At 73.1% G+C, this 16,994-nt stretch carries 21 protein-coding genes; 4 read left to right on the forward strand and 17 right to left on the reverse strand.

The window, feature by feature from the left end:
• Nucleotides 1–6: 6 nt before the first annotated feature.
• The 17 genes from ACFP2E_RS16215 to ACFP2E_RS16295 form a co-directional block, all read right to left on the reverse strand.
• A complete protein-coding gene (locus ACFP2E_RS16215; protein WP_378523840.1) occupies nt 7–1,125 on the reverse strand; it encodes a flagellar hook-length control protein FliK in 1,119 nt (372 codons plus the stop codon).
• Nucleotides 1,122–2,084 carry a transglycosylase SLT domain-containing protein gene (locus ACFP2E_RS16220; protein WP_378523841.1) on the reverse strand — a complete coding sequence of 321 codons (963 nt, stop codon included), beginning with the start codon at nt 2,082–2,084 and terminating at the stop codon, nt 1,122–1,124. Before ACFP2E_RS16220 ends, ACFP2E_RS16215 begins: the two co-directional genes overlap by 4 nt.
• A complete protein-coding gene (locus ACFP2E_RS16225) occupies nt 2,081–2,584 on the reverse strand; it encodes a flagellar FliJ family protein (RefSeq protein WP_378523842.1) in 504 nt (167 codons plus the stop codon). Before ACFP2E_RS16225 ends, ACFP2E_RS16220 begins: the two co-directional genes overlap by 4 nt.
• Nucleotides 2,581–3,900: a FliI/YscN family ATPase gene (locus tag ACFP2E_RS16230; protein ID WP_378523843.1), complete on the reverse strand. Its 1,320-nt coding sequence runs from the start codon at nt 3,898–3,900 to the stop codon at nt 2,581–2,583. Before ACFP2E_RS16230 ends, ACFP2E_RS16225 begins: the two co-directional genes overlap by 4 nt.
• The gene (locus tag ACFP2E_RS16235) at nt 3,897–4,586 is read right to left on the reverse strand and encodes a FliH/SctL family protein (protein WP_378523844.1); all 690 of its coding nucleotides are present in this window, start codon (nt 4,584–4,586) and stop codon (nt 3,897–3,899) included. Before ACFP2E_RS16235 ends, ACFP2E_RS16230 begins: the two co-directional genes overlap by 4 nt.
• Nucleotides 4,570–5,583 carry a flagellar motor switch protein FliG gene (fliG, locus tag ACFP2E_RS16240; protein ID WP_378523845.1) on the reverse strand — a complete coding sequence of 338 codons (1,014 nt, stop codon included), beginning with the start codon at nt 5,581–5,583 and terminating at the stop codon, nt 4,570–4,572. Before fliG ends, ACFP2E_RS16235 begins: the two co-directional genes overlap by 17 nt.
• Nucleotides 5,583–7,190: a flagellar basal-body MS-ring/collar protein FliF gene (gene fliF, locus ACFP2E_RS16245; RefSeq protein WP_378523846.1), complete on the reverse strand. Its 1,608-nt coding sequence runs from the start codon at nt 7,188–7,190 to the stop codon at nt 5,583–5,585. Before fliF ends, fliG begins: the two co-directional genes overlap by 1 nt.
• Nucleotides 7,187–7,528 (reverse strand): flagellar hook-basal body complex protein FliE, encoded by a 342-nt coding sequence (locus tag ACFP2E_RS16250; protein WP_378523847.1) that lies wholly within the window; start codon nt 7,526–7,528, stop codon nt 7,187–7,189. The genes fliF and ACFP2E_RS16250 overlap by 4 nt, the downstream gene beginning before the upstream one ends.
• A complete protein-coding gene (locus ACFP2E_RS16255; RefSeq protein WP_378523848.1) occupies nt 7,528–7,920 on the reverse strand; it encodes a flagellar basal body rod protein FlgC in 393 nt (130 codons plus the stop codon). The genes ACFP2E_RS16250 and ACFP2E_RS16255 overlap by 1 nt, the downstream gene beginning before the upstream one ends.
• A complete protein-coding gene (locus ACFP2E_RS16260; RefSeq protein ID WP_378523849.1) occupies nt 7,920–8,267 on the reverse strand; it encodes a flagellar basal body rod protein FlgB in 348 nt (115 codons plus the stop codon). The genes ACFP2E_RS16255 and ACFP2E_RS16260 overlap by 1 nt, the downstream gene beginning before the upstream one ends.
• 198 nt (nt 8,268–8,465) lie before the next feature.
• Nucleotides 8,466–8,984, reverse strand: a complete 519-nt coding sequence (locus tag ACFP2E_RS16265) for a hypothetical protein (RefSeq protein ID WP_378523850.1) — start codon at nt 8,982–8,984, stop codon at nt 8,466–8,468.
• Complete coding sequence (locus ACFP2E_RS16270) at nt 8,981–9,352, reverse strand: response regulator (RefSeq protein WP_378523851.1); 372 nt, start codon at nt 9,350–9,352, stop codon at nt 8,981–8,983. Before ACFP2E_RS16270 ends, ACFP2E_RS16265 begins: the two co-directional genes overlap by 4 nt.
• 62 nt (nt 9,353–9,414) lie before the next feature.
• Entirely contained in the window at nt 9,415–9,798 is a 384-nt protein-coding gene (locus ACFP2E_RS16275; protein WP_378523852.1) for a hypothetical protein, read from the reverse strand.
• A 5-nt stretch (nt 9,799–9,803) separates the two neighbouring features.
• A complete protein-coding gene (fliS, locus tag ACFP2E_RS16280; RefSeq protein ID WP_378523853.1) occupies nt 9,804–10,187 on the reverse strand; it encodes a flagellar export chaperone FliS in 384 nt (127 codons plus the stop codon).
• A 13-nt stretch (nt 10,188–10,200) separates the two neighbouring features.
• Nucleotides 10,201–11,532: a flagellar filament capping protein FliD gene (gene fliD / locus ACFP2E_RS16285; protein WP_378523854.1), complete on the reverse strand. Its 1,332-nt coding sequence runs from the start codon at nt 11,530–11,532 to the stop codon at nt 10,201–10,203.
• Between the two features lie 98 nt (nt 11,533–11,630).
• On the reverse strand, nt 11,631–12,428 hold the full coding sequence (locus ACFP2E_RS16290; RefSeq protein ID WP_378523855.1) for a flagellin: 798 nt from the start codon (nt 12,426–12,428) through the stop codon (nt 11,631–11,633).
• Nucleotides 12,429–12,566: 138 nt separating this feature from the next.
• On the reverse strand, nt 12,567–13,436 hold the full coding sequence (locus tag ACFP2E_RS16295) for a sigma-70 family RNA polymerase sigma factor (protein ID WP_378523856.1): 870 nt from the start codon (nt 13,434–13,436) through the stop codon (nt 12,567–12,569).
• A 272-nt stretch (nt 13,437–13,708) separates the two neighbouring features.
• Here ACFP2E_RS16295 and flgN point away from each other — a divergent pair, with 272 nt between their 5' ends.
• From flgN to fliW, 4 genes are read left to right on the forward strand one after another with little or no spacing between them, the layout of a single operon-like run.
• Entirely contained in the window at nt 13,709–14,194 is a 486-nt protein-coding gene (flgN, locus tag ACFP2E_RS16300; protein WP_378523857.1) for a flagellar export chaperone FlgN, read from the forward strand.
• Nucleotide 14,195: 1 nt separating this feature from the next.
• Entirely contained in the window at nt 14,196–15,611 is a 1,416-nt protein-coding gene (gene flgK, locus ACFP2E_RS16305) for a flagellar hook-associated protein FlgK (RefSeq protein WP_378523858.1), read from the forward strand.
• Entirely contained in the window at nt 15,611–16,501 is an 891-nt protein-coding gene (flgL, locus tag ACFP2E_RS16310) for a flagellar hook-associated protein FlgL (protein ID WP_378523859.1), read from the forward strand. Before flgK ends, flgL begins: the two co-directional genes overlap by 1 nt.
• A gap of 31 nt (nt 16,502–16,532) precedes the next feature.
• Complete coding sequence (gene fliW / locus ACFP2E_RS16315) at nt 16,533–16,928, forward strand: flagellar assembly protein FliW (protein ID WP_378523860.1); 396 nt, start codon at nt 16,533–16,535, stop codon at nt 16,926–16,928.
• The last annotated feature ends 66 nt before the right edge of the window (nt 16,929–16,994 follow it).

Below are 16,994 nucleotides of genomic sequence, written 5' to 3' on the forward strand. Positions count from 1 at the left end.
TCCTCCTCACATGGTCACGTCCACGCCCGTGCGGGCGTGTGCGACCGGGTCGGGACGGGGCGTGACCGCCTCGTCGTGACTGCCGTCCCTGGCGCCTGCTCCACCACGCGTCCCTGCGTGCTGGTGGTCTGTGTCGTCCCCGTTGCCCTCCGCGCTGCGACCGGACAGGTCGGCGTCGCCGCGCGTCTCGGCGCCGAACGCCGGGGCGGGGGAGGTGGTCGCGCCCGACTGGAGGTCGCGCACCACGACCCGGGTGTCGGTCGCGCCCGTGAGCTCGAGGATCCGCCGCAGCTCGGGGGCGCCCTCGAGGAGCGCCTGCTGCGCCTCGTCGCCGGCGGCGAGCCGGACGTGCACCTCGCCCTGGCGGACGGTCAGCGTCACCCGGACCTCGCCGAGCTGCTCGGGCTGGAGCGTCATCGTCAGCCGGTGGGTGCCGTTGCCGGCCGTCGCGAGCCGGGTGATCTCCGGGAAGACCTGCTGGGTGACCGGTGCGGCGGCCGACGCCGCCGGGGCGGCGGAGGCCGCCGTCGTCGGAGTCGTGGCGGAGGAGACGGTGACCGAGGCCACCGGTGCGGGTGAGGCGTCGACAGCCGTGGCGGTGGCCGGCGCGGCCGGTGTGGCCGGGCTGGCCGAGGCGGTCCCGGTGGCCGCGGGTCGCGCCTCGTCGGTCGCGCCCTCGCCTGCCTCGCCCGGGATGGAGCCGGCCGCGGGGGCCGTCGACGGACCGGCCGGCCCCTCGGCGGAGACCTCGCCGGCTGCCCCGCCCGCCGGCCTGGCTGTCGGCTCGGTGACGACGGTGCTACGCAAGAGCGCGGCCAGCCCGAGCACGGGCAGCGGGTCGGCGCCGACGGCGTCCTCCTCGGTGCCCTCCGCGCCGCCCTCGACGGTGCCGGGCTCCTCCGCCTGCCCGGTCCCGGTCAGTCCGGTTGCCGGGGCGGTCAGGCCGGGCGCGCCGGCCTGGCCGGCGAGCAGCCCGGCGACGAGGGCGGCGAAGCCCGTGGAGGCGGAGTCGGTGGCGGCCGGCAACGACGACACTGCCGCGGCGGCTGGTTTGCCGAGGCTGGTGGGGCTCACCGGCTGGCCCGCCGGGAGCGGGGTCATCGGCGCCATCGGTGCGGTGGTCATGCTGCCTCCCACAGGGCGAGGACGCTGCGGACGTAGTTCTGGGTCTCGGGGTAGGGCGGGATGCCGTCGTAGCGGAGCACGGCACCCGGGCCGGCGTTGTACGCCGCGAGCGCGAGGTCGGTCTGCCCGAAGCGCGACAGCAGGTCCCGCATCAGCCGGGCCGCGCCGTCGACGGCCTGCGCCGGGTCGAAGGAGTCGGTGACGCCGAGGCCGCGGGCGGTGGCCGGCATCAGCTGCATCAGCCCCTGCGCGCCGGCGTGGCTGACCGCGCCCGGGTTGAAGCCGGACTCCTGCTTCGCGATCGCCGCGAGCAGGCCGGCGTCGACGCCGTACCGCTGTTCGGCCTGCGTGAACAGGCCGGCGTACGGCGTGCCGGGCGCGAGCCGGCCGGTGGCCGAGGAGACCGCGCCGGGGCCGCCGACCCCGGAGTCGGGGAGGATCCGCCGGATGTAGTCGGGCGGGTCGGTGATCGTGGTGACCCGGATGGTGGTGCCGGGCCGCGGCGCCTCGATCATCTGGCCGTTGCCGATGTAGATCCCGATGTGGTCGGCGCCGTTGTTGCGGCTGGAGTTGTCCCAGGCGACCAGGTCGCCGGGCTTCGCCTCGGCGAGACTGGCGACGGGGGTGCCCTGCTGTGCCTGCTGGTAGGAGACGCGGGGGAGGTCGATGCCGAGGTTGCCGTAGACGACCTGCACCAGGCCGGAGCAGTCCATGCCGCGCTGCGGGTCGGTGCCGCCCCAGACGTAGGGGAGGCCGAGGTACTTGCGGGCCTCGGCGACGACCTGGTCGCCGGTGACGCCGCCCGGACCCGTGACGCCGGGGGCGCCGGCGCGGCCGAGCGCGTTGGCGAACTGCGTGCCGGACGCGGCGGTGACCCGGGACGTGGCGGGCTGCGACGGCAGCATCGCCAGCTGGGCCTGGATCTGCTGGATCCGGGTGGTGACGTCGGTGACGCTCATGCCTCGGCTCCGCTCTCGGGGAGCCCGGCCCTGCGGGCGCGCAGCCAGCGCTGGGCGACGACGTCGTCGAGGTCGCGGGCCTCGCGGCGGGCGCGCTCGGCGCGACGCTCCTCGGCACGGCGCTCGAGCAGCAGCTCCACGGCGGAGAGCCGGGTCTTGTCCTGCTGCCAGTGGTCACGGGCCGCGGAGGTGACGGTGCGGGCGGTGGCCGCGGCCAGCCGCGACGCGGCGATGTCGGCGGCGAGCGCACCGTGCGAGACCCGCGTCGCGAGGAAGGTGGCGATGTCCGCGCCGCCTGAGCCGCCTGAGCCGCCCGAGCCGCCCGAGCCGCCCGAGCCGGCGGTCTCGGTCGCCAGCCGCTCCTCGAGGGAGATCACCCGGGCGAGGGCCTCCCGCTCCTCCCGGTGGGCGCGCTGGAGGCCGAGGCGGCTGTCCTGCTCGCGGACGGAGCGGACCCGGGCGACCGCCCGCATACCGGCGTCGTGCTGCTGTTCGCTCACGGCGCCACCAGCTCCCTGATCCGGGACCAGGTCTCGACCAGGGAGGCCGACTCGTCCATGGGCTGGCGCAGGAAGTCCTCGATGCGCGGCATCAGCGCGATCGCAGCGTCGGCGTCGGGGTCGGCCCCGGCGACGTACGCGCCGATCTCGACCAGCTCGCGCACCGACCGGTACGCCGCGAGCATCCGGCGCAGCCGGGTGGCGTCGGCCCGCTGCTCGGGCGTGGTGACCGCGCTGGTGACGCGGGAGATCGACTCCAGCACGTCGATGCTGGGGAAGTGGCCGGAGGTGGCGAGCCGTCGCGAGAGCACGACGTGGCCGTCGAGGATGGAGCGGGCGGTGTCGCCGATCGGGTCCTGCATGTCGTCGCCCTCGACGAGCACGGTGTAGAGGCCGGTGATGCTGCCCGTCGGGGAGGTGCCGGCGCGCTCGAGGAGCCGCGGCAGCAGGGTGAAGACGCTGGGCGGGTAGCCGCGGGTGGCGGGCGGCTCGCCGGCGGACAGGCCGATCTCGCGCTGCGCCATGGCGACGCGGGTGAGGCTGTCCATCATCAGCACGACGTGGCGGCCGGCGTCGCGGAACCACTCGGCGATCCGGGTGGCGACGAAGGCCGCGCGCAGCCGCTCGACCGGCGGCGCGTCCGAGGTCGCCACGACCACGACGGAGCGGGCCAGGCCCTCGGGGCCGAGGTCGTTCTCGAGGAACTCGCGGACCTCGCGGCCACGCTCCCCGACGAGCGCGATCACCGAGATCTCGGCGTCGGTGCCGCGGGCGACCATCGACAGCAGGCTCGACTTGCCGACGCCGGAGCCGGCCATGATGCCGACGCGCTGGCCGCGCCCGCAGGGGGTGAGCGCGTCGAGGGCGCGGACCCCGAGCCCGATCTGGTGGTCGATGCGGGGCCGGCTCAGCGCGGCGGGTGCCCGGTGCTCGACGGCGACCGTCTCCAGCCCGACCGGGGCGGGCAGGCCGTCGACCGGTCGGCCGAGGCCGTCCAGCACCCGGCCGCGCAGCGCGTCGCCGACACCGATGCGCAGCGGGCCGCCCGTGTGGCGGACGGTGTCGCCGACCCGCAGGCCGGAGGTGTCGCCGAGCGGCAGGCAGACGAGGCCGGCCGGGCCGCTGGCGGCGACCTCGGCGAGCACCGGGACGGGCCCGGCCACCTCGACCAGGTCGCCGACGGCGGCGGGCAGGCCGGTGACGCGCAGGTGCAGCGCGAGCAGCTCGGCGACCTTGCCGAGCCGGACGGGACGGGCGGCGTCGAGGGCGCGGGCGCGCAGCACCTCGGTCAACGAGCTGGTCAGGGTGGTGGTCATCCGAGCACCTCCCGCAGCCGGTCGAGAGCCGTGTCGAGCCGCAGGTCGACCACGTGGGTGTCGGCCTCGACGAGCGCGTCGCCGCGGCCGAGCGAGGGGTCGGCCACGACGGTGACGCCCTGCTCACGGAGGTCGGCGGCAGTGGCGGCCACGTCCGGGTGCAGCCGGACCCGGGCGACCGGGTGGTCGGGCAGCAGGCCGACGACGCGGCGTACCGCGTGCTCGGCGGCGTCGGCGGCGGCGCGGCCGACCAGCTCGGTCGTCAGCTCGAGGGCGAGCGTGGCGGCCTGCTCGTCGACGGCGGCGCAGACCTCGGCGGTCCGCTCCCGCAGCGCGGTGGCCGCGGCGGCGAGGGCGGCGAGCGCCTCCTGGTGCTCGGCCTCGCGGCGACGCTCCTCGGCCTCGGCGCGGGCGGCGACGTCCACCGTGAGCTGCTGGGCGGCGGCCTCGGCCTCGCGGCGGCCCTCGGCCCAGCCGACGGCGTACCCCTGGGCGCGGGCGGCGCTGCGGGTGCTCTCGGCGAGGCCGTCGAGCAGCTGCTCGGTGACATCGTCGCCGAGGACGGCGTCGGCGCCGAGCCGGGTCCAGCGGCCGGTGCGGAGGTCCGGCATGGGGAGCCCGGTCGCGGCGGCCGAGGGAGCGGGTCGCACCACCCGCAGCGGCGCCGGGTCAGTCGATGAACTCATCGTCGCCCCCTCGGCGGATGAGGATCTCGCCCTTCTCCTCCAGCTCGCGGATGGTCCGGATGACGCCCTGCTGGGCCTCCTCCACCTGCGCGAGGCGGACCGGGCCGAGCAGCTCGACCTCCTCGAGGAGGTTCTGCGCGGCGCGCTCGGAGAGGTTGGTGGTGATCTTCTCGCGCACCGTCTCGCTGGTGCCCTTGAGCGCCAGGGCGAGCAGCGCGTTGTCGACCTGCCGCAGCACCTGCTGCACCGAGCGGTCGTCGAGCTGGACGATGTCCTCGAACATGAACATCCGGCTGCGGACCTCTTCGGCGAGCTCCGCGTCGAGGGACTCCAGCCCCTCCACGATCTGGCGCTCGGTGGAGCGGTCGGACCGGTTGATGATGTTGACCAGCGGGTCGAGGCCGCCGACGCGCGAGATCTCCGCAGGTTGCAGCACCGACGAGAGCCTGCGCTCGAGGATCGCCTCGACGTTCCGGATCACCTCGGGTGTGGTGCGGCCCATCACGGCGATCCGGTGGGCCACGTCGGCCTGCTGCTCCGGCGGCAGCCCGGACAGCACCAGCGAGGCCTTCTCAGGGGTCATGTGCGCGAGCACCAGCGCGATCACCTGCGGGTGCTCGTCGGCGATGAACGAGCGCAGCTGCGTCGGGTCGGCGCGGTGCAGGAACTGGAAGGGAAGCTGGATCGCGACCGCGTTGAGGCGCTGCACGATCTCGGCGGCGCGTTCCTTGCCCAGCGACTCCTCCAGGACGTGCTGGGCGAACTCGAGACCGCCCTGGAGGATGTGGGCACGGGCCCGCAGCATCTGGTGGAACTCGCTGAGCACCGTGGCGCTCTCGCCCGACTCGACCGCCTCGAGCTGGGCGATCTCGGCGGTGATCAGCTCCACCTCGGCCTCGTTGAAGTGGGCGAGCACCGAGGCCGCCTTCTCGCGGCCGAGCTGGATGAGCACGATGGCGGCCTTGCGCGCGCCGGCGCTCGTGGTGACCGTCGACATCAGGGGCGCTCCACCAGCCAGCCGCGGAGCAGCGCCGCGACCTCCTCGGGCTGCCGCTCGACGAGGGCGGACAGCTCGTCACGCATGTCGTCGGCGGCGTCGCGCTCTGCCCGGTTGAGGGCGATGGTCGCGGGGGAGACGTCGAGCCGCTGCTGCTGGGCGGCGGCGGCGATGGCGGCCCGCTCGGCCTGCTCCTGCTTGAGCTGCTCGACGACGTACGTCGTGGCCTGGGCGCGGGCCTTGTTGCGCTTGCGGCCCTTGAGCCAGACGATGAGCAGCAGCACCAGGACCAGGCCGATGAGCCCGCCGTTGCGCAGCATCTCGAGCTGCCGGGCGGTCTTGTCGGCGGCCTCGGCCTTCTCGAGGGCCGCGGCGGCAGCCTCCTCGGCGGTGCGGTCGAACGGCAGCGCCGAGACCTGCACGGTGTCGCCGCGCTGCGGGTCGATGCCGATGGCGTCGGCGACGATGTCCTCGACCTCGAGCGGGTCGATCTTGATCGGGGCGTTGGAGTCGATGACGACGGCGGTGTGGAGCGACTCGACGCTGCCGGGGGAGTTCTCGCGCTGCTCGACGGTCCGGTTCACGGCGTTGTCCCGGGTCACCGACTCCTTCTCGTAGGAGCCGGAGGCGCCGCCGGCACCGACCTCGGTCCCGCCGTCCGGGCCGACGACGCCGCCGGCGCCGTTCCGGCCGCCGGCACCGGCGCCGCTGTAGGTCTCCTTCTCCGAGCTCGACGACAGCGGCGGGTTGTCCTCGTCGGCGGTGTACGTCGTGGTCTCGCTGACGACCTTGTCGAAGTCGAGGTTGGCGGTGACCTGGACGGTGGAGTTGCCCGGGCCGACGACGCGGTCGAGCATCGTCTGGATCCGGCCGCTCATGTCCTGCTGGAACTCGTCGACCGCTTGCGCGCGGGTGCTGGCCACGCCGTCGGCGCCGTCGGTGGCCGAGAGCACCCGGCCGGCGGCGTCGGCGACGGTCACCCGGTCGGGGTCGAGGCCGTCGATGCTGGACGCGACGAGGTGGACGACCGCCTGCACCTGCTGCGGGTCGAGGTCGGAGCCGGGACGGGTGGCCACGAGCACCGAGGCGGTGGCGGGGTCCTGCTCCTCGACGAAGACCTGCTGCGGCGGCAGCGCGAGGTGGACGACAGCGGTGTCGACGCCGTCGATGGCCTCGATGGTGCTGGCGAGCTCGCCCTCCATCGCCCGCTTGAAGTCGGTCTGCTCCTTGAACTGCGACGTGGAGATGTCCTGGTCGTCGAGGAGCGCGTAGCCGCCCTGGCCGCTGCTGCTCGGCAGGCCCTCGCCGGACAGCGAGATCCGGGTCTCGTAGACCTGGCTGCGCGGCACCATGATCGTGCCGCCGTTGCCGGTGATCTCGTAGGGCACGCCCTCGGCGTCGAGCTGCTCGATGACCGCGGAGGCGTCCTTGGCGGACAGGTTGGTGAACAGCGGCGAGTAGCTCGGCGTGGCAGCCCAGCGGAACACCAGGACGCCCGCGAGGACCAGCGCCGCCGTACCGATGACGGCGACGACCTTCTGGCCGGCGGTGAACCCGTTGAAGGACCGCTGGTAGCGCGCCAGGGCCCGGGTGACGTTCTCCTTCATCCGACCTGCATCCGCATGATCTCGGTGAACGACTCGATGGCCTTGTTGCGGACCGCGACCGTGAGCTTGGTCGTCAGCGCGGCCTCACTGGCCGCCATCGTGTAGTCGTGCAGGTTCGACAGGTCGCCGGTGGCGGCCTTGACGGCGAGCTGGTCGGCGCGGTCCTGGACGCCCTCGAGGCGCTCGATGCCGTCGATGACCATGTCGCCGAAGGCGCCGCCCGGGCCGCCGGCGCGACCGAGCCCGCCAGTGCCTGCCGCGCTCGGACCGCTGGGGCCGACGGTGGGCGGGACGTACGGCGTGAAGCCGCCGAGGCCCTCGATTCCCGAGACGCTCATCAGGGCCGTCCGATCTGCAGGGCGGCGGCGTAGGTGTCCTGCGCCGTCTTGGTGGTCTGCACCGAGGCCTGGAAGCCGCGCTGGGCCTGGATCAGGCTGGTCATCTGGGTGGTCATGTCCATGGCCGGCCCGCGGACCATGCCGTTCTCGTCGGCGAGCGGGTGCTCCGGCGCGTACTGGAGGGTGCCCCCGGCGTCACCCAGCTCGATGCCGGTGACGGCGACGCCGGCGTTCTCGCGGGCCTCCACGACCAGCATCTGCTCCTGGAAAGCGGTCTCGTCGGTGCGCACCACGGTGTTGGCGTTGGAGATGTTGTGGGCCAGCGCGTCGAGCCAGGTCTGGTGCATGCCCAGGCTGCTGCTGGCGATGCGCAGCATGTCGAAGGCGCCCATCAGACCGCACCCGCCGCGGTGGTGACCCAGTCGTGCCGGTCGGTGACGGCGCGGCTCATCAGCTGGTACTGGAACTGCGACTGGATCGCGGCGAGCGTCTCCTTGCGCAGGTCGACGTTGTTGCCGTTGGGGCCGACCGGCGTCTGGGTCGGCAGCTCGCTGGCGGTGACGCCGCCAGCCGGGATCGAGCCGGAGCGGATGGCAGCCGCGAGCGAGGACTCGAAGTCGACGGCGGTCGCGCGGAAGCCGGGGGTGTCGACGTTCGCGATGTTGTCCGCGATCACCCGCTGGCGCAGCGACAGGCCGTCGAGGGCGGAGCCGAGCACCGCGCCGACAGGGTCGGGCATGGCAAGGGACACGACAGTCCTCCGGGCCGAAGTGGCTGCCGATCCTTCGGCGAGGGGGAGAGCGGTCCTTGCTCCGCGGTGCCCTTCGGTCCGGCGGGGGTGCCGTCTGAGGCGTCCGTCGAGGTTCGGGACCCTTGCGCGCACGGATCGGGACCCTGGTCCCGGGTGGGGTCACCCGGTCGGGCTACTGAGCTGTGCTCAGGCGGTGCTGGTCGGCGCCGGCAGCAGTACCGCCGAGAGCCGGCCGGTCCCGTAGCCGGCGATCGTCAGCCCGTGGTCGGCTCGTCGCCCCAACGTGAGAACCAGCGCGGCGACCCGCGGTGGCAACGGTTCACCGGGGAGGTACAGGGCCTGCAGCCGGGGCCGGTCGCGGCCGGCCACCTCGAACGTGGAGCCCGCGATGTCGGCCACCTCGTGCAGGTTCTCGGCCAGCATCGGCGTCAGCCTTCCGGCGGCCACGCAGTCCTCGGCGTCGCTCACGGGGGCCACGGCGATCGCGGCGGCGGCGTACGCCGCGAGGGGGAGGTCCCAGGCGACCAGGAGGTCGGCGAGCGCCCCGCCGTGGCCGTGGACGGAGACGGCGGCGGGCGTGGCGGGACCTGGGGTGACGGGGCGGGCGGGACCGACCTCGACCGGCTGCCCCAGCAGCTTGGTGAAGAGCGCCTCGACCCGCTCCGGCTCGGGCAGCCTTACGGGGGCTTCGGCCCGGGAGGTCATGGCGTGACCGGCAGCAGCCCGGCCAGCGCCTCCTCGAAGTCCTCGACCCCGAACGGCTTGGCGATGAGGAAGGCGGCACCCGCAGCGCGCGCGTGGTCTCGGACCTGCTCGGATGCGTCGGCGGTGACGAAGCCGAACGGCGCCCCGACCCCGGCGGCCCGGAGCGCGGTGAGCGTCTCGAGGCCGGCCAGGCCGGGGAGGTTCCAGTCGGCGAGCACGAGGTCGGGCCGCTCGCGGAGCGCTGCCTCGAGGGCCTCCTTGCCGTCGGCGGCGTGGAGCACGTCGTGGCCGCCGTACCCCGCCTGGCGCAGCGCGCGCACGACGAGCTGTCGCATCACGCGGCTGTCATCGGCGACGAGGACCTTCACGGGACGGACCCTAGGCGACCCGGGCCGGAGCCGCCGGGATTCCGGGACTCCGGCCGGGTACGTCAGGCGGAGACGTCGACGTAGGTCGCGGTCGCGGGGGCCTGAGCGACGCCGCTGCGGCCGGCGCGGTCGGCCATCCGGTGCTTGGCGCGGACCGCCGCCATCGCCTTGGCCAGCTCGGTCTTCACCTTGGTCTGGCGCTGGTGGATGGCCTGGGCGCGGGGGAGCAGCGAGTCGGGAAGCGCCCCGTTGACGGCGGGCGGGATCCAGGGCTCCGGCTCGAACGGCGCGAAGACGTTGCCCGTGTGCAGCAACCTCTCGTGGGCGACCACGTCGCGCTCGAGGCGGTCGAGGATCTCCACCCAGGCGTCGTAGTTGGCGGCCGACGCGGCGCGGGCGGCGACGAAGTCCGGGTCGACCGGGGCTGAGGGAGTGGGGGCGGTCATGGCAGTCACGCCCCGACCGCGAGCGTCTGCAGGGCTGCCTCGCGCCACGTCTCGGCGAGGCCGGTCACCAGCTCGAGGCAGTGCCGGGTGAGCTCGGCGTCGCGCTTCACGTTGGCGCTGACGAGGCGGGACAGCAGGTAGTCGTAGAGGGAGGCGAGCGCGGGGCCGCCGTCCCAGGCGTCGGTCTTCAGCGTGCTGCGCAGCTCGATCACGATGTCCTGCGCGTGGACGAGCTGGGCGTGGGCCACGAGGTGGTCGCCGGCCTGCTGCGCCTCGAGGGCGCGTTGGACGTCGAGCACCAGGCGCTCGTAGAGCATCACGAGCAGCTTGGCCGGGCTGGCGGTCTGCACCGATGCATCCATGTATGCGGTGCGTGCACTGGGGATCATGTGGGTGCCTTCCTTAGCTTCCCGTGTTCATCTGCGGCAGCGACTTGATCTGCCCGGCCAGCCACGCGGACTGGCTGTTCATCTGGCTCAGCGCCGTCTCCAGGGCGGTGAACTGACGAGTCAGGGTGGTGCGGCGCAGTGCGAGGCGGTCGTCCCAGGCCTCGATGCTGTCGTTGAGGCGGCGGATGCCGTCGTTGCGACCGTTGATCGCAGTGGTGAGGGTGCCGTCGACCTTGTCGCTCGCACCCTTCGCCTCGCTCTCGACGCGACCGGCGAACGCGGTCAGCTGACCGGTGACGACGGTCGGGTCGGCGGCGTAGGCCTTGTCGAAGGCCGCCTCGTCGAGCACGAGCTTGCCGTAGCGGTCGGTCTGGATGCCGATCCCTGCCAGGGAGGAGCCGTCGGTCGGGTAGACGGCGTCGAGCAGAGCGGTGCGGAGGTCACGGACCGCGGACTCGCCGGCCAGCGCACCGGCCTTCTTGGTGGCCGCGTCGTACTTCGTGTGCGCGTCGATGTCGGCGATGGCGGCGTTGACCTGGTCGACGAGCTCCTTGACCGCCTTGCCGGCTGCCGCGGTGTCCCGGGCCGTCGTGACGTCGACCGTCTTGCCGACGGCGGCGGTCGAGACGGTGACGGTGACGCCGGCGACGAGGTCGGCGAAGGAGTTGGTGGCCGAGTGGATCTGGTCGCGGCCTACCGTGATGGCGGCGTCTCGGCCGTTGACGACCGTGGTGCCGCCCAGGAGGTCGCTGCCGTCGGCGGCGGTCAGGGTGACCGTGTTGGCCGCACCGGTCGTGCTGGACTGGACGCTGAGCCGGTGGGTGCCGTCGTCCAGCTTGAGGGCCGTGGCCGAGACGCCGGTGCCGCCGGCGTTGAGCGTGCTGACGAGCGAGGCGAGGGTGCCGTCGCCGGTGTCGATCGTGGTGGCCTCGCCGGCGACGGTCAGCGTGACCGTGCGCTTGCCGTCGGCGTCCGGAGGGACGACGACGTCGGTCATCGCGGCGGGCGAGGCGAAGGTGAGCCTGTGGGCCAGCGCCGTCTGGTCGACGGTGAAGGAGAGGGTGCCCGTGGCTGCGCCGGCGGCGGCGGTCACGGTGACGCCCTCGTCGGAGCTGGTGGCGGTGACGGGGGTCCAGGCGGTCGTCTTGGTGAGCTCGGCGGCGCGGGTGGCCAGCGCGGCGAGCTTGGTGTTGAGGGCCTGGAGCAGCTTGACCTCGGACTCCTGCGCGGTGACGCGCTGCTTGAGCCGGTTCTGCGGGATGGCCTCCAGCTGCATGAGCTGGCTGATGATGCCGGCGGTGTCGAGCCCGCTCGCGAGCCCGCTGATGCTGGCGGATCCGCTCATGGTCTCTCCTCCGTCCGGTGGGGTGGATCCGGGCGGTGCGGGGATCGGGGCCCCCGCACCGCCCGGAGCTCAGGTCCTGCTCGTGATCAGGTGACCGATCAGCGGAGCAGGGACAGCACGCCCTGCGGGGCCTGGTTGGCCTGCGCGAGCATCGCGGTGCCGGCCTGGCTGAGGATCTGGGAACGCGTGAAGTTCATCATCTCCGCCGCCATGTCGGTGTCGCGGATCCGGCTCTCGGAGGCCGAGAGGTTCTCGATCGCCACGTTCACGTTGTTGATGGTGTGCTCGAAGCGGTTCTGGATGGCACCGAGCTCGGCGCGCTGCGTGGAGACCTTGGTGATCTCCGCCTGGACCGTGTCCGAGGTGGACGTTGCAATGTCCAGCGCAGCGACGCTCGTCTTGAAGTCGGCCGACGCGGTGGCAGAGATGTCGATGGTGTCGGTGCTGGCGTAGCCGACCTGGAAGGTCTTTGCTGCCCCATCGAAGAGCGCGTTTCCGTTGAACTTGGTGTTGTCCTGGATCCGGCCGATCTCGGTCTTGAGCTCGTCGAACTCCGCCTTGATGGCAGCCTGCGAGTCGGTGTTCTGCGTGCCGTTGGCGTACTGCACGGTGAGGTCGTTCATCCGCTGCAGCATGGAGTGGACCTCGGTGAGGGCGCCTTCCGCGGTCTGGGCGACCGAGATGCCGTCCTGGGCGTTGCGGACGCCCATCTTGAGGCCGCCGACCTGCGAGCGCAGGCCCTCGGAGATGGCCAGGCCGGCGGCGTCGTCGGCGGCCCGGTTGATGCGGAAGCCCGAGGAGAGCTTCTCCAGCGACTTGCTCATCTGGCCCTGCGTGACCGACAGGTTGCGGTACGAGTTGAAGGCGTCGATGTTCTGGTTGATGCGAAGACCCATGATGGTTCCTTCCTGGATTCTGGATCACGTGCTGGAGTCCGTCCGTGGACTCCGTCGCGGTGGTGATCGGCGGGTGCGGGGGTCGCTTGAGGAGTTCTGCGGAAACTCGTCCGGAGAACACCTCGGGAGGAGCAGGGGTCAGGCGCTGACCCCGATGCGCGGGACGTCGAAGGCCCCCGGGTCGATCCGGCTGCCGGCGGCGTGCCGGGTGGCGACGGCGGCGAAGTAGGCCTCGCGGCGCCGAGCCGCGACGCCGTCGGGCCGCTCGGCCGGCTTCACGAGGTCGGGGTCAAGCTGGGAGTTGAGGGCGTCGCGCAGCAGCACCATCGCCTCGGCCCGCATCTGCGAGATCCGCGACTCGGTGACGCCGAGCTCCTCGGCGATCTCGGCCATCGGCCGCTCGGCGAGGAAGTAGCCCTCCACCACGATGCGCAGGCGCTCGGGCAGCTCGGCGACCGCCTCGGAGAGGTAGGTCAGCTGCTCCTGGTGCTCGAGGACCGCCTCGGGCGAGGGGGCCTTCGACACCAGTGACTCGGCGTACGAGGTGTGCTCGTCCGTGCCGTTGAGCGAGAGGATCTGCGCCCGGGCGATGTCGTCGGCGTTGGCCACGACCTCCTCCGGGGTGAGGCCCAGCGCGCTGGCCACCTCGGCGTCGGTCGGCGCCCGACCGAGGGAGTAGGTGAGCCGGCTGCGGGTCTCGTCCAGGTCGCGGGCACGGCGGCGCACCGAGCGGGAGGCCCAGTCAACGGCGCGCAGCTCGTCGAGGACGGCGCCGCGGACCCGGGTGGCGGCGTACCGGGCGAACGGCACCCCGCGGGACTCGTCGAAGCCCTGCGCGGCCTGCACCAGCGCGGTGAGGCCCGCGGAGGTCAGGTCGTCGCGGCTGACGTGGGCCGGGACGCGCGACATCGTCTCGCGGACGACGTGGCCGACCAGTGGGATGTGGCTGGTCACCAGGTCGTCGGTGTCGGCGGCCGAGGCAGCGTGGGGAGAGGTTCCGAGAGGCACGACGAGGACTCTGGGCGGGACGACGGCCCACCGGAAGCGTTCCTGAGGGGTTCCAGACCCTTGGAGGCCCACATCGGGACCTATGGGTCCCGGGACCATGGCCCGCCCGGGCCAGCGACGTGTGAGCCGAACCACTCTCCGGGCATGGTCCGGCCCGGATCTACCCCGAATCGGGGAAGTAGTCGATGGCAGGCCCCCGAACGGCTCAGATCCCCTCCTGCCTGCCCGATGGGAAGGGCGAACCCGACCGCGGGGGAGAAGGGACCGGACCGATGGACGTCATGGAGAGGCTGTCGCTCGTGCTGTGGCGCGAGCGCGAGCTGCTGGAGACCCTCCACTACAAGCTGGAGGTCGAGCAGCTGGTCCTCGCCAGCGGTCGTTCACGCTGGCTGATGGAGGCCGCGCGGGACGTCGACGCCGTGCTGGGGACGATCCGCGAGACCGAGGTGCTGCGCGCCGTCGCCGCCGACGAGGCCGCCGCGTCGATCGGCATGTCCTCCAACCCCAGTCTGGGCGCGCTCGCTGAGGCGGCGCCCGAGCCGTGGTCGGCGATCTTCACGGAGCACCGGGAGGCCTTCGTCAAGGTCACCGCCGACATCGCCGCGCTCGCCGACTCCAACCGGGACCTGATCTCCGCCGGCTACCGCTCCGCGCGGGAGACGCTGCTGGCGCTGGGCGACACCACCGACGGCTACTCCGCCGACGGCACCGCCACCGCCGAGCCCGCCCGCCACCGGCTGATCGACCAGAGCCTCTGACATGGGCGCGACGTTCGGCTCCTTCAACAGCGCGCTGAGCGCGCTGCGCTACCACCAGGTCGTCATGGACGTCTCCGGCGGCAACATCGCCAACGCCTCCACCGACGGCTACGCCCGGCGGCGCGTGATGGGCGAGGCGGTCGGCGCCCCGGCGCAGCCGGCGAGGTACAGCCGGTACGACGAGTCGGGCCTCGGCGTCCGCGTCGGCGAGCTGCAGCGGATGACCGACCCGCTGCTCGACGCCCGCGCCCGCCGCGAGCACGCCAACCAGTCCTTCCTCGACACCCGGTACGCCGTGCTGGCGCGGTTCGAGTCCGGCATCGGCGAACCGGGTGAGAACGGGGTCTCCGCCTCGCTCGCGGAGTTCCGCAGCGCCTGGCACGACCTGGCCAACAACCCCGGCTCCGAGGCCGCACGCAGCCAGGTGCTGGCCCGCGCCAACACCCTCGCCGAGAGCTTCGCCGCGCAGTCCCGCAACGTCTCCGCCGAGGCCGAGTCGCAGCGCTACGCGCTGCTGTCCGTCGAGTCGGAGGTCCGGACGCTGGCCGCCGACCTCGGCCAGGTCAACGAGAGCATCGCGATCGCCAAGATGAATGGCACGGACGCCGGTGTACTGCTCGACCAGCGCGACGCGCTGGCCATGCGGCTCTCCGAGCTGACCGGGGCGAGGGGCCAGGTCAACGCCCAGGGCGGCATGGACGTCTCGTTCCAGGACGCCTCCGGCACGGTGACGCCGCTGGTCTCCGGCAAGCAGGTCAGCCAGTTCGCGATCGCGACCGGCGTACGCGCCGACGGCACCGCCGACGGCAACCCGGTCACGTTCTCGGTGACCCCGCCGGGTGGGGCCGCCGCTGCGGCGACCCCCAGCGGCGAGGCCGGTGCGATCACCGAGCTGCTCAACTTGACGCTGCCGGGTTACGCAACAGCCCTCAACGAGGTGGCCAAGAAGCTGGCCGACGACGTGAACGCCGTGCACGGCACGGGCTACGACCAGGACGGCAACACGGGGTCCGCCCTGTTCACCTATGACCCGGCAGCGCCGAACGGCCCGCTGACCGTCGCCCTCACCAACCCGCGGTCGGTGGCAGCGTCGGGCGTCGGCGCCACTGGGGGCGACCTCGACGGCAGCAACGCCAGCAAGCTCGCCGGCGCCCTCGGCGGCGCGGAGGGCGTCTACCAGCGGCTGGTGAACGGCTTCGGCACCGAGGTCGCCTCGGTGAAGCGGCTCGCCCTCAACCAGCAGACCCTGACCAACCAGGTCGACGGCGCCCGCGAGCAGCTTTCCGGCGTCAGCCTCGACGAGGAGATGGTGACCATGGTGCAGGCGCAGCGCGCCTACGAGGCTGCGGCCCGCCTCATGACCACCCTCGACTCCGTCCTCGACACCCTCATCAACCGGACCGGGCTGGTGCGCTGATGGCCATCTCACGTGTGACCCAGTCGATGATGACCGAGCGCTCGCTCAGCAGCCTCCAGACGAGCCTGGGCCGGCTCGCCGGGATCCAGGAGCGGATCTCCACCGGCCGCGAGCTCAACCGGCCCTCGGACTCGCCCACCGGCACCACCGCCGCGATGCGGCTGCGCTCGGCGCTCGCCGACCAGCAGCAGTACGCCCGCAACGCCGAGGACGGCCTCGGCTGGCTCAACACCCTCGACGCCACCCTCCGGGGGGCGAACGACGAGTTGCGTCGTGCCCGCGATCTCGCGGTCCAGGGCGTCAATGGTGCGCTGGGTCCTCAGGCTCGCGAGGCCCTTGCCACCGAGGTGGAGCAGATCCGCGAGCGGATGCTGGCCGCCGGAAACACGACGTACCTCGGCCGGCCGGTCTTCGGGGGCGTCACCAACCGCAGCGTGGCGTACGACTCCGGGACCGCGGACTGGGTTGGCACGCCCGGTTCGGTGAACCGGACCGTGGCCGACGGCATCGTCGTCGACGTGCAGGTCGCCGGGCCGAAGGCCTTCGGTCCCGACGGCGGCAACGTCTTCGACCACCTCGAGCAGCTCGCCGCGGACCTGCGCGCCGGAAACATCGGCAACGTCCAGGCCCACGTCGGCGCCCTCAACGCCGACATGGACCGGGTCACCGGCGCGCTCGCCGACGTCGGCACCCGCGCCGCCCGGATCGAGCAGGCCGTGCAGCGAGCCAAGGACGCCGAGCTCGACCTCACCAGCTCGCTGTCGGAGGTCGAGAACACCGACCTGCCCAAGGCCATCGTGGAGCTGCAGATGCAGGAGGTCGCCTACCAGGCGGCTCTCGCCGCGACCTCGCGCGTGCTGCAGCCGAGCCTCGTGGACTTTCTGAGATGATCGCCCGGTCCGTCACGCCCGCAGGAGAGACATGCCCGAGATCCCGGTGATCGAGCTGGTGCAGCCCATGCCCGGCTTCCCGGACCACTCGAAGTTCGCGCTGGTCCAGCTCGACGACGACGGTGTGCTGTGCAGCCTCACCTCGCTCGAGGAGCCCGACCTGCGGTTCCTGGTGGTGCCGCCGGTGCAGTTCTTCCCCGACTACGCCGTCGAGGTCGACGACGAGGCCGTGACCCACCTCGGCATCGACTCGCCCGACGACGTGCTGGTGCTCTGCGTGCTCACCGCCGGGCAGTCGCTGGCCGACACCACCGCCAACCTGGCCGCCCCGGTGCTGGTCAACACCGCCACCCGCCGCGCGCTGCAGGTCATTCTCGACGACCCGAAGCTGTCGGTCGCCACGCCGCTCGTGGCGCAGGTAGCGTGAGGCTCGCTGTCGACGTACGCCGGGCCGCCGGCCGGGACGCCTGCGCCCCGCGCGCGACCACGCCGG

It is taken from the genome of Nocardioides sp. GCM10027114 (assembly GCF_042659625.1).
In the GTDB taxonomy this organism is placed as follows: Bacteria; Actinomycetota; Actinomycetes; order Propionibacteriales; family Nocardioidaceae; genus Nocardioides.

Bases quoted from the DNA above. Each gene is read 5' to 3' on its own strand.
- ACFP2E_RS16265 (WP_378523850.1), bottom strand. From the start codon at position 8,984: ATGACCTCCCGGGCCGAAGCCCCCGTAAGGCTGCCCGAGCCGGAGCGG.
- ACFP2E_RS16215 (WP_378523840.1), bottom strand. From the start codon at position 1,125: ATGACCACCGCACCGATGGCGCCGATGACCCCGCTCCCGGCGGGCCAG.
- ACFP2E_RS16255 (WP_378523848.1), bottom strand. From the start codon at position 7,920: ATGGGCGCCTTCGACATGCTGCGCATCGCCAGCAGCAGCCTGGGCATG.
- ACFP2E_RS16275 (WP_378523852.1), bottom strand. From the start codon at position 9,798: ATGACCGCCCCCACTCCCTCAGCCCCGGTCGACCCGGACTTCGTCGCC.
- flgL (WP_378523859.1), top strand. From the start codon at position 15,611: ATGGCCATCTCACGTGTGACCCAGTCGATGATGACCGAGCGCTCGCTC.
- fliD (WP_378523854.1), bottom strand. From the start codon at position 11,532: ATGAGCGGATCCGCCAGCATCAGCGGGCTCGCGAGCGGGCTCGACACC.
- fliW (WP_378523860.1), top strand. From the start codon at position 16,533: ATGCCCGAGATCCCGGTGATCGAGCTGGTGCAGCCCATGCCCGGCTTC.
- ACFP2E_RS16250 (WP_378523847.1), bottom strand. From the start codon at position 7,528: ATGAGCGTCTCGGGAATCGAGGGCCTCGGCGGCTTCACGCCGTACGTC.
- flgN (WP_378523857.1), top strand. From the start codon at position 13,709: ATGGACGTCATGGAGAGGCTGTCGCTCGTGCTGTGGCGCGAGCGCGAG.
- fliF (WP_378523846.1), bottom strand. From the start codon at position 7,190: ATGAAGGAGAACGTCACCCGGGCCCTGGCGCGCTACCAGCGGTCCTTC.
- ACFP2E_RS16260 (WP_378523849.1), bottom strand. From the start codon at position 8,267: ATGCCCGACCCTGTCGGCGCGGTGCTCGGCTCCGCCCTCGACGGCCTG.
- ACFP2E_RS16230 (WP_378523843.1), bottom strand. From the start codon at position 3,900: ATGACCACCACCCTGACCAGCTCGTTGACCGAGGTGCTGCGCGCCCGC.
- flgK (WP_378523858.1), top strand. From the start codon at position 14,196: ATGGGCGCGACGTTCGGCTCCTTCAACAGCGCGCTGAGCGCGCTGCGC.
- fliG (WP_378523845.1), bottom strand. From the start codon at position 5,583: ATGTCGACGGTCACCACGAGCGCCGGCGCGCGCAAGGCCGCCATCGTG.
- ACFP2E_RS16220 (WP_378523841.1), bottom strand. From the start codon at position 2,084: ATGAGCGTCACCGACGTCACCACCCGGATCCAGCAGATCCAGGCCCAG.
- ACFP2E_RS16235 (WP_378523844.1), bottom strand. From the start codon at position 4,586: ATGAGTTCATCGACTGACCCGGCGCCGCTGCGGGTGGTGCGACCCGCT.
- ACFP2E_RS16290 (WP_378523855.1), bottom strand. From the start codon at position 12,428: ATGGGTCTTCGCATCAACCAGAACATCGACGCCTTCAACTCGTACCGC.
- fliS (WP_378523853.1), bottom strand. From the start codon at position 10,187: ATGATCCCCAGTGCACGCACCGCATACATGGATGCATCGGTGCAGACC.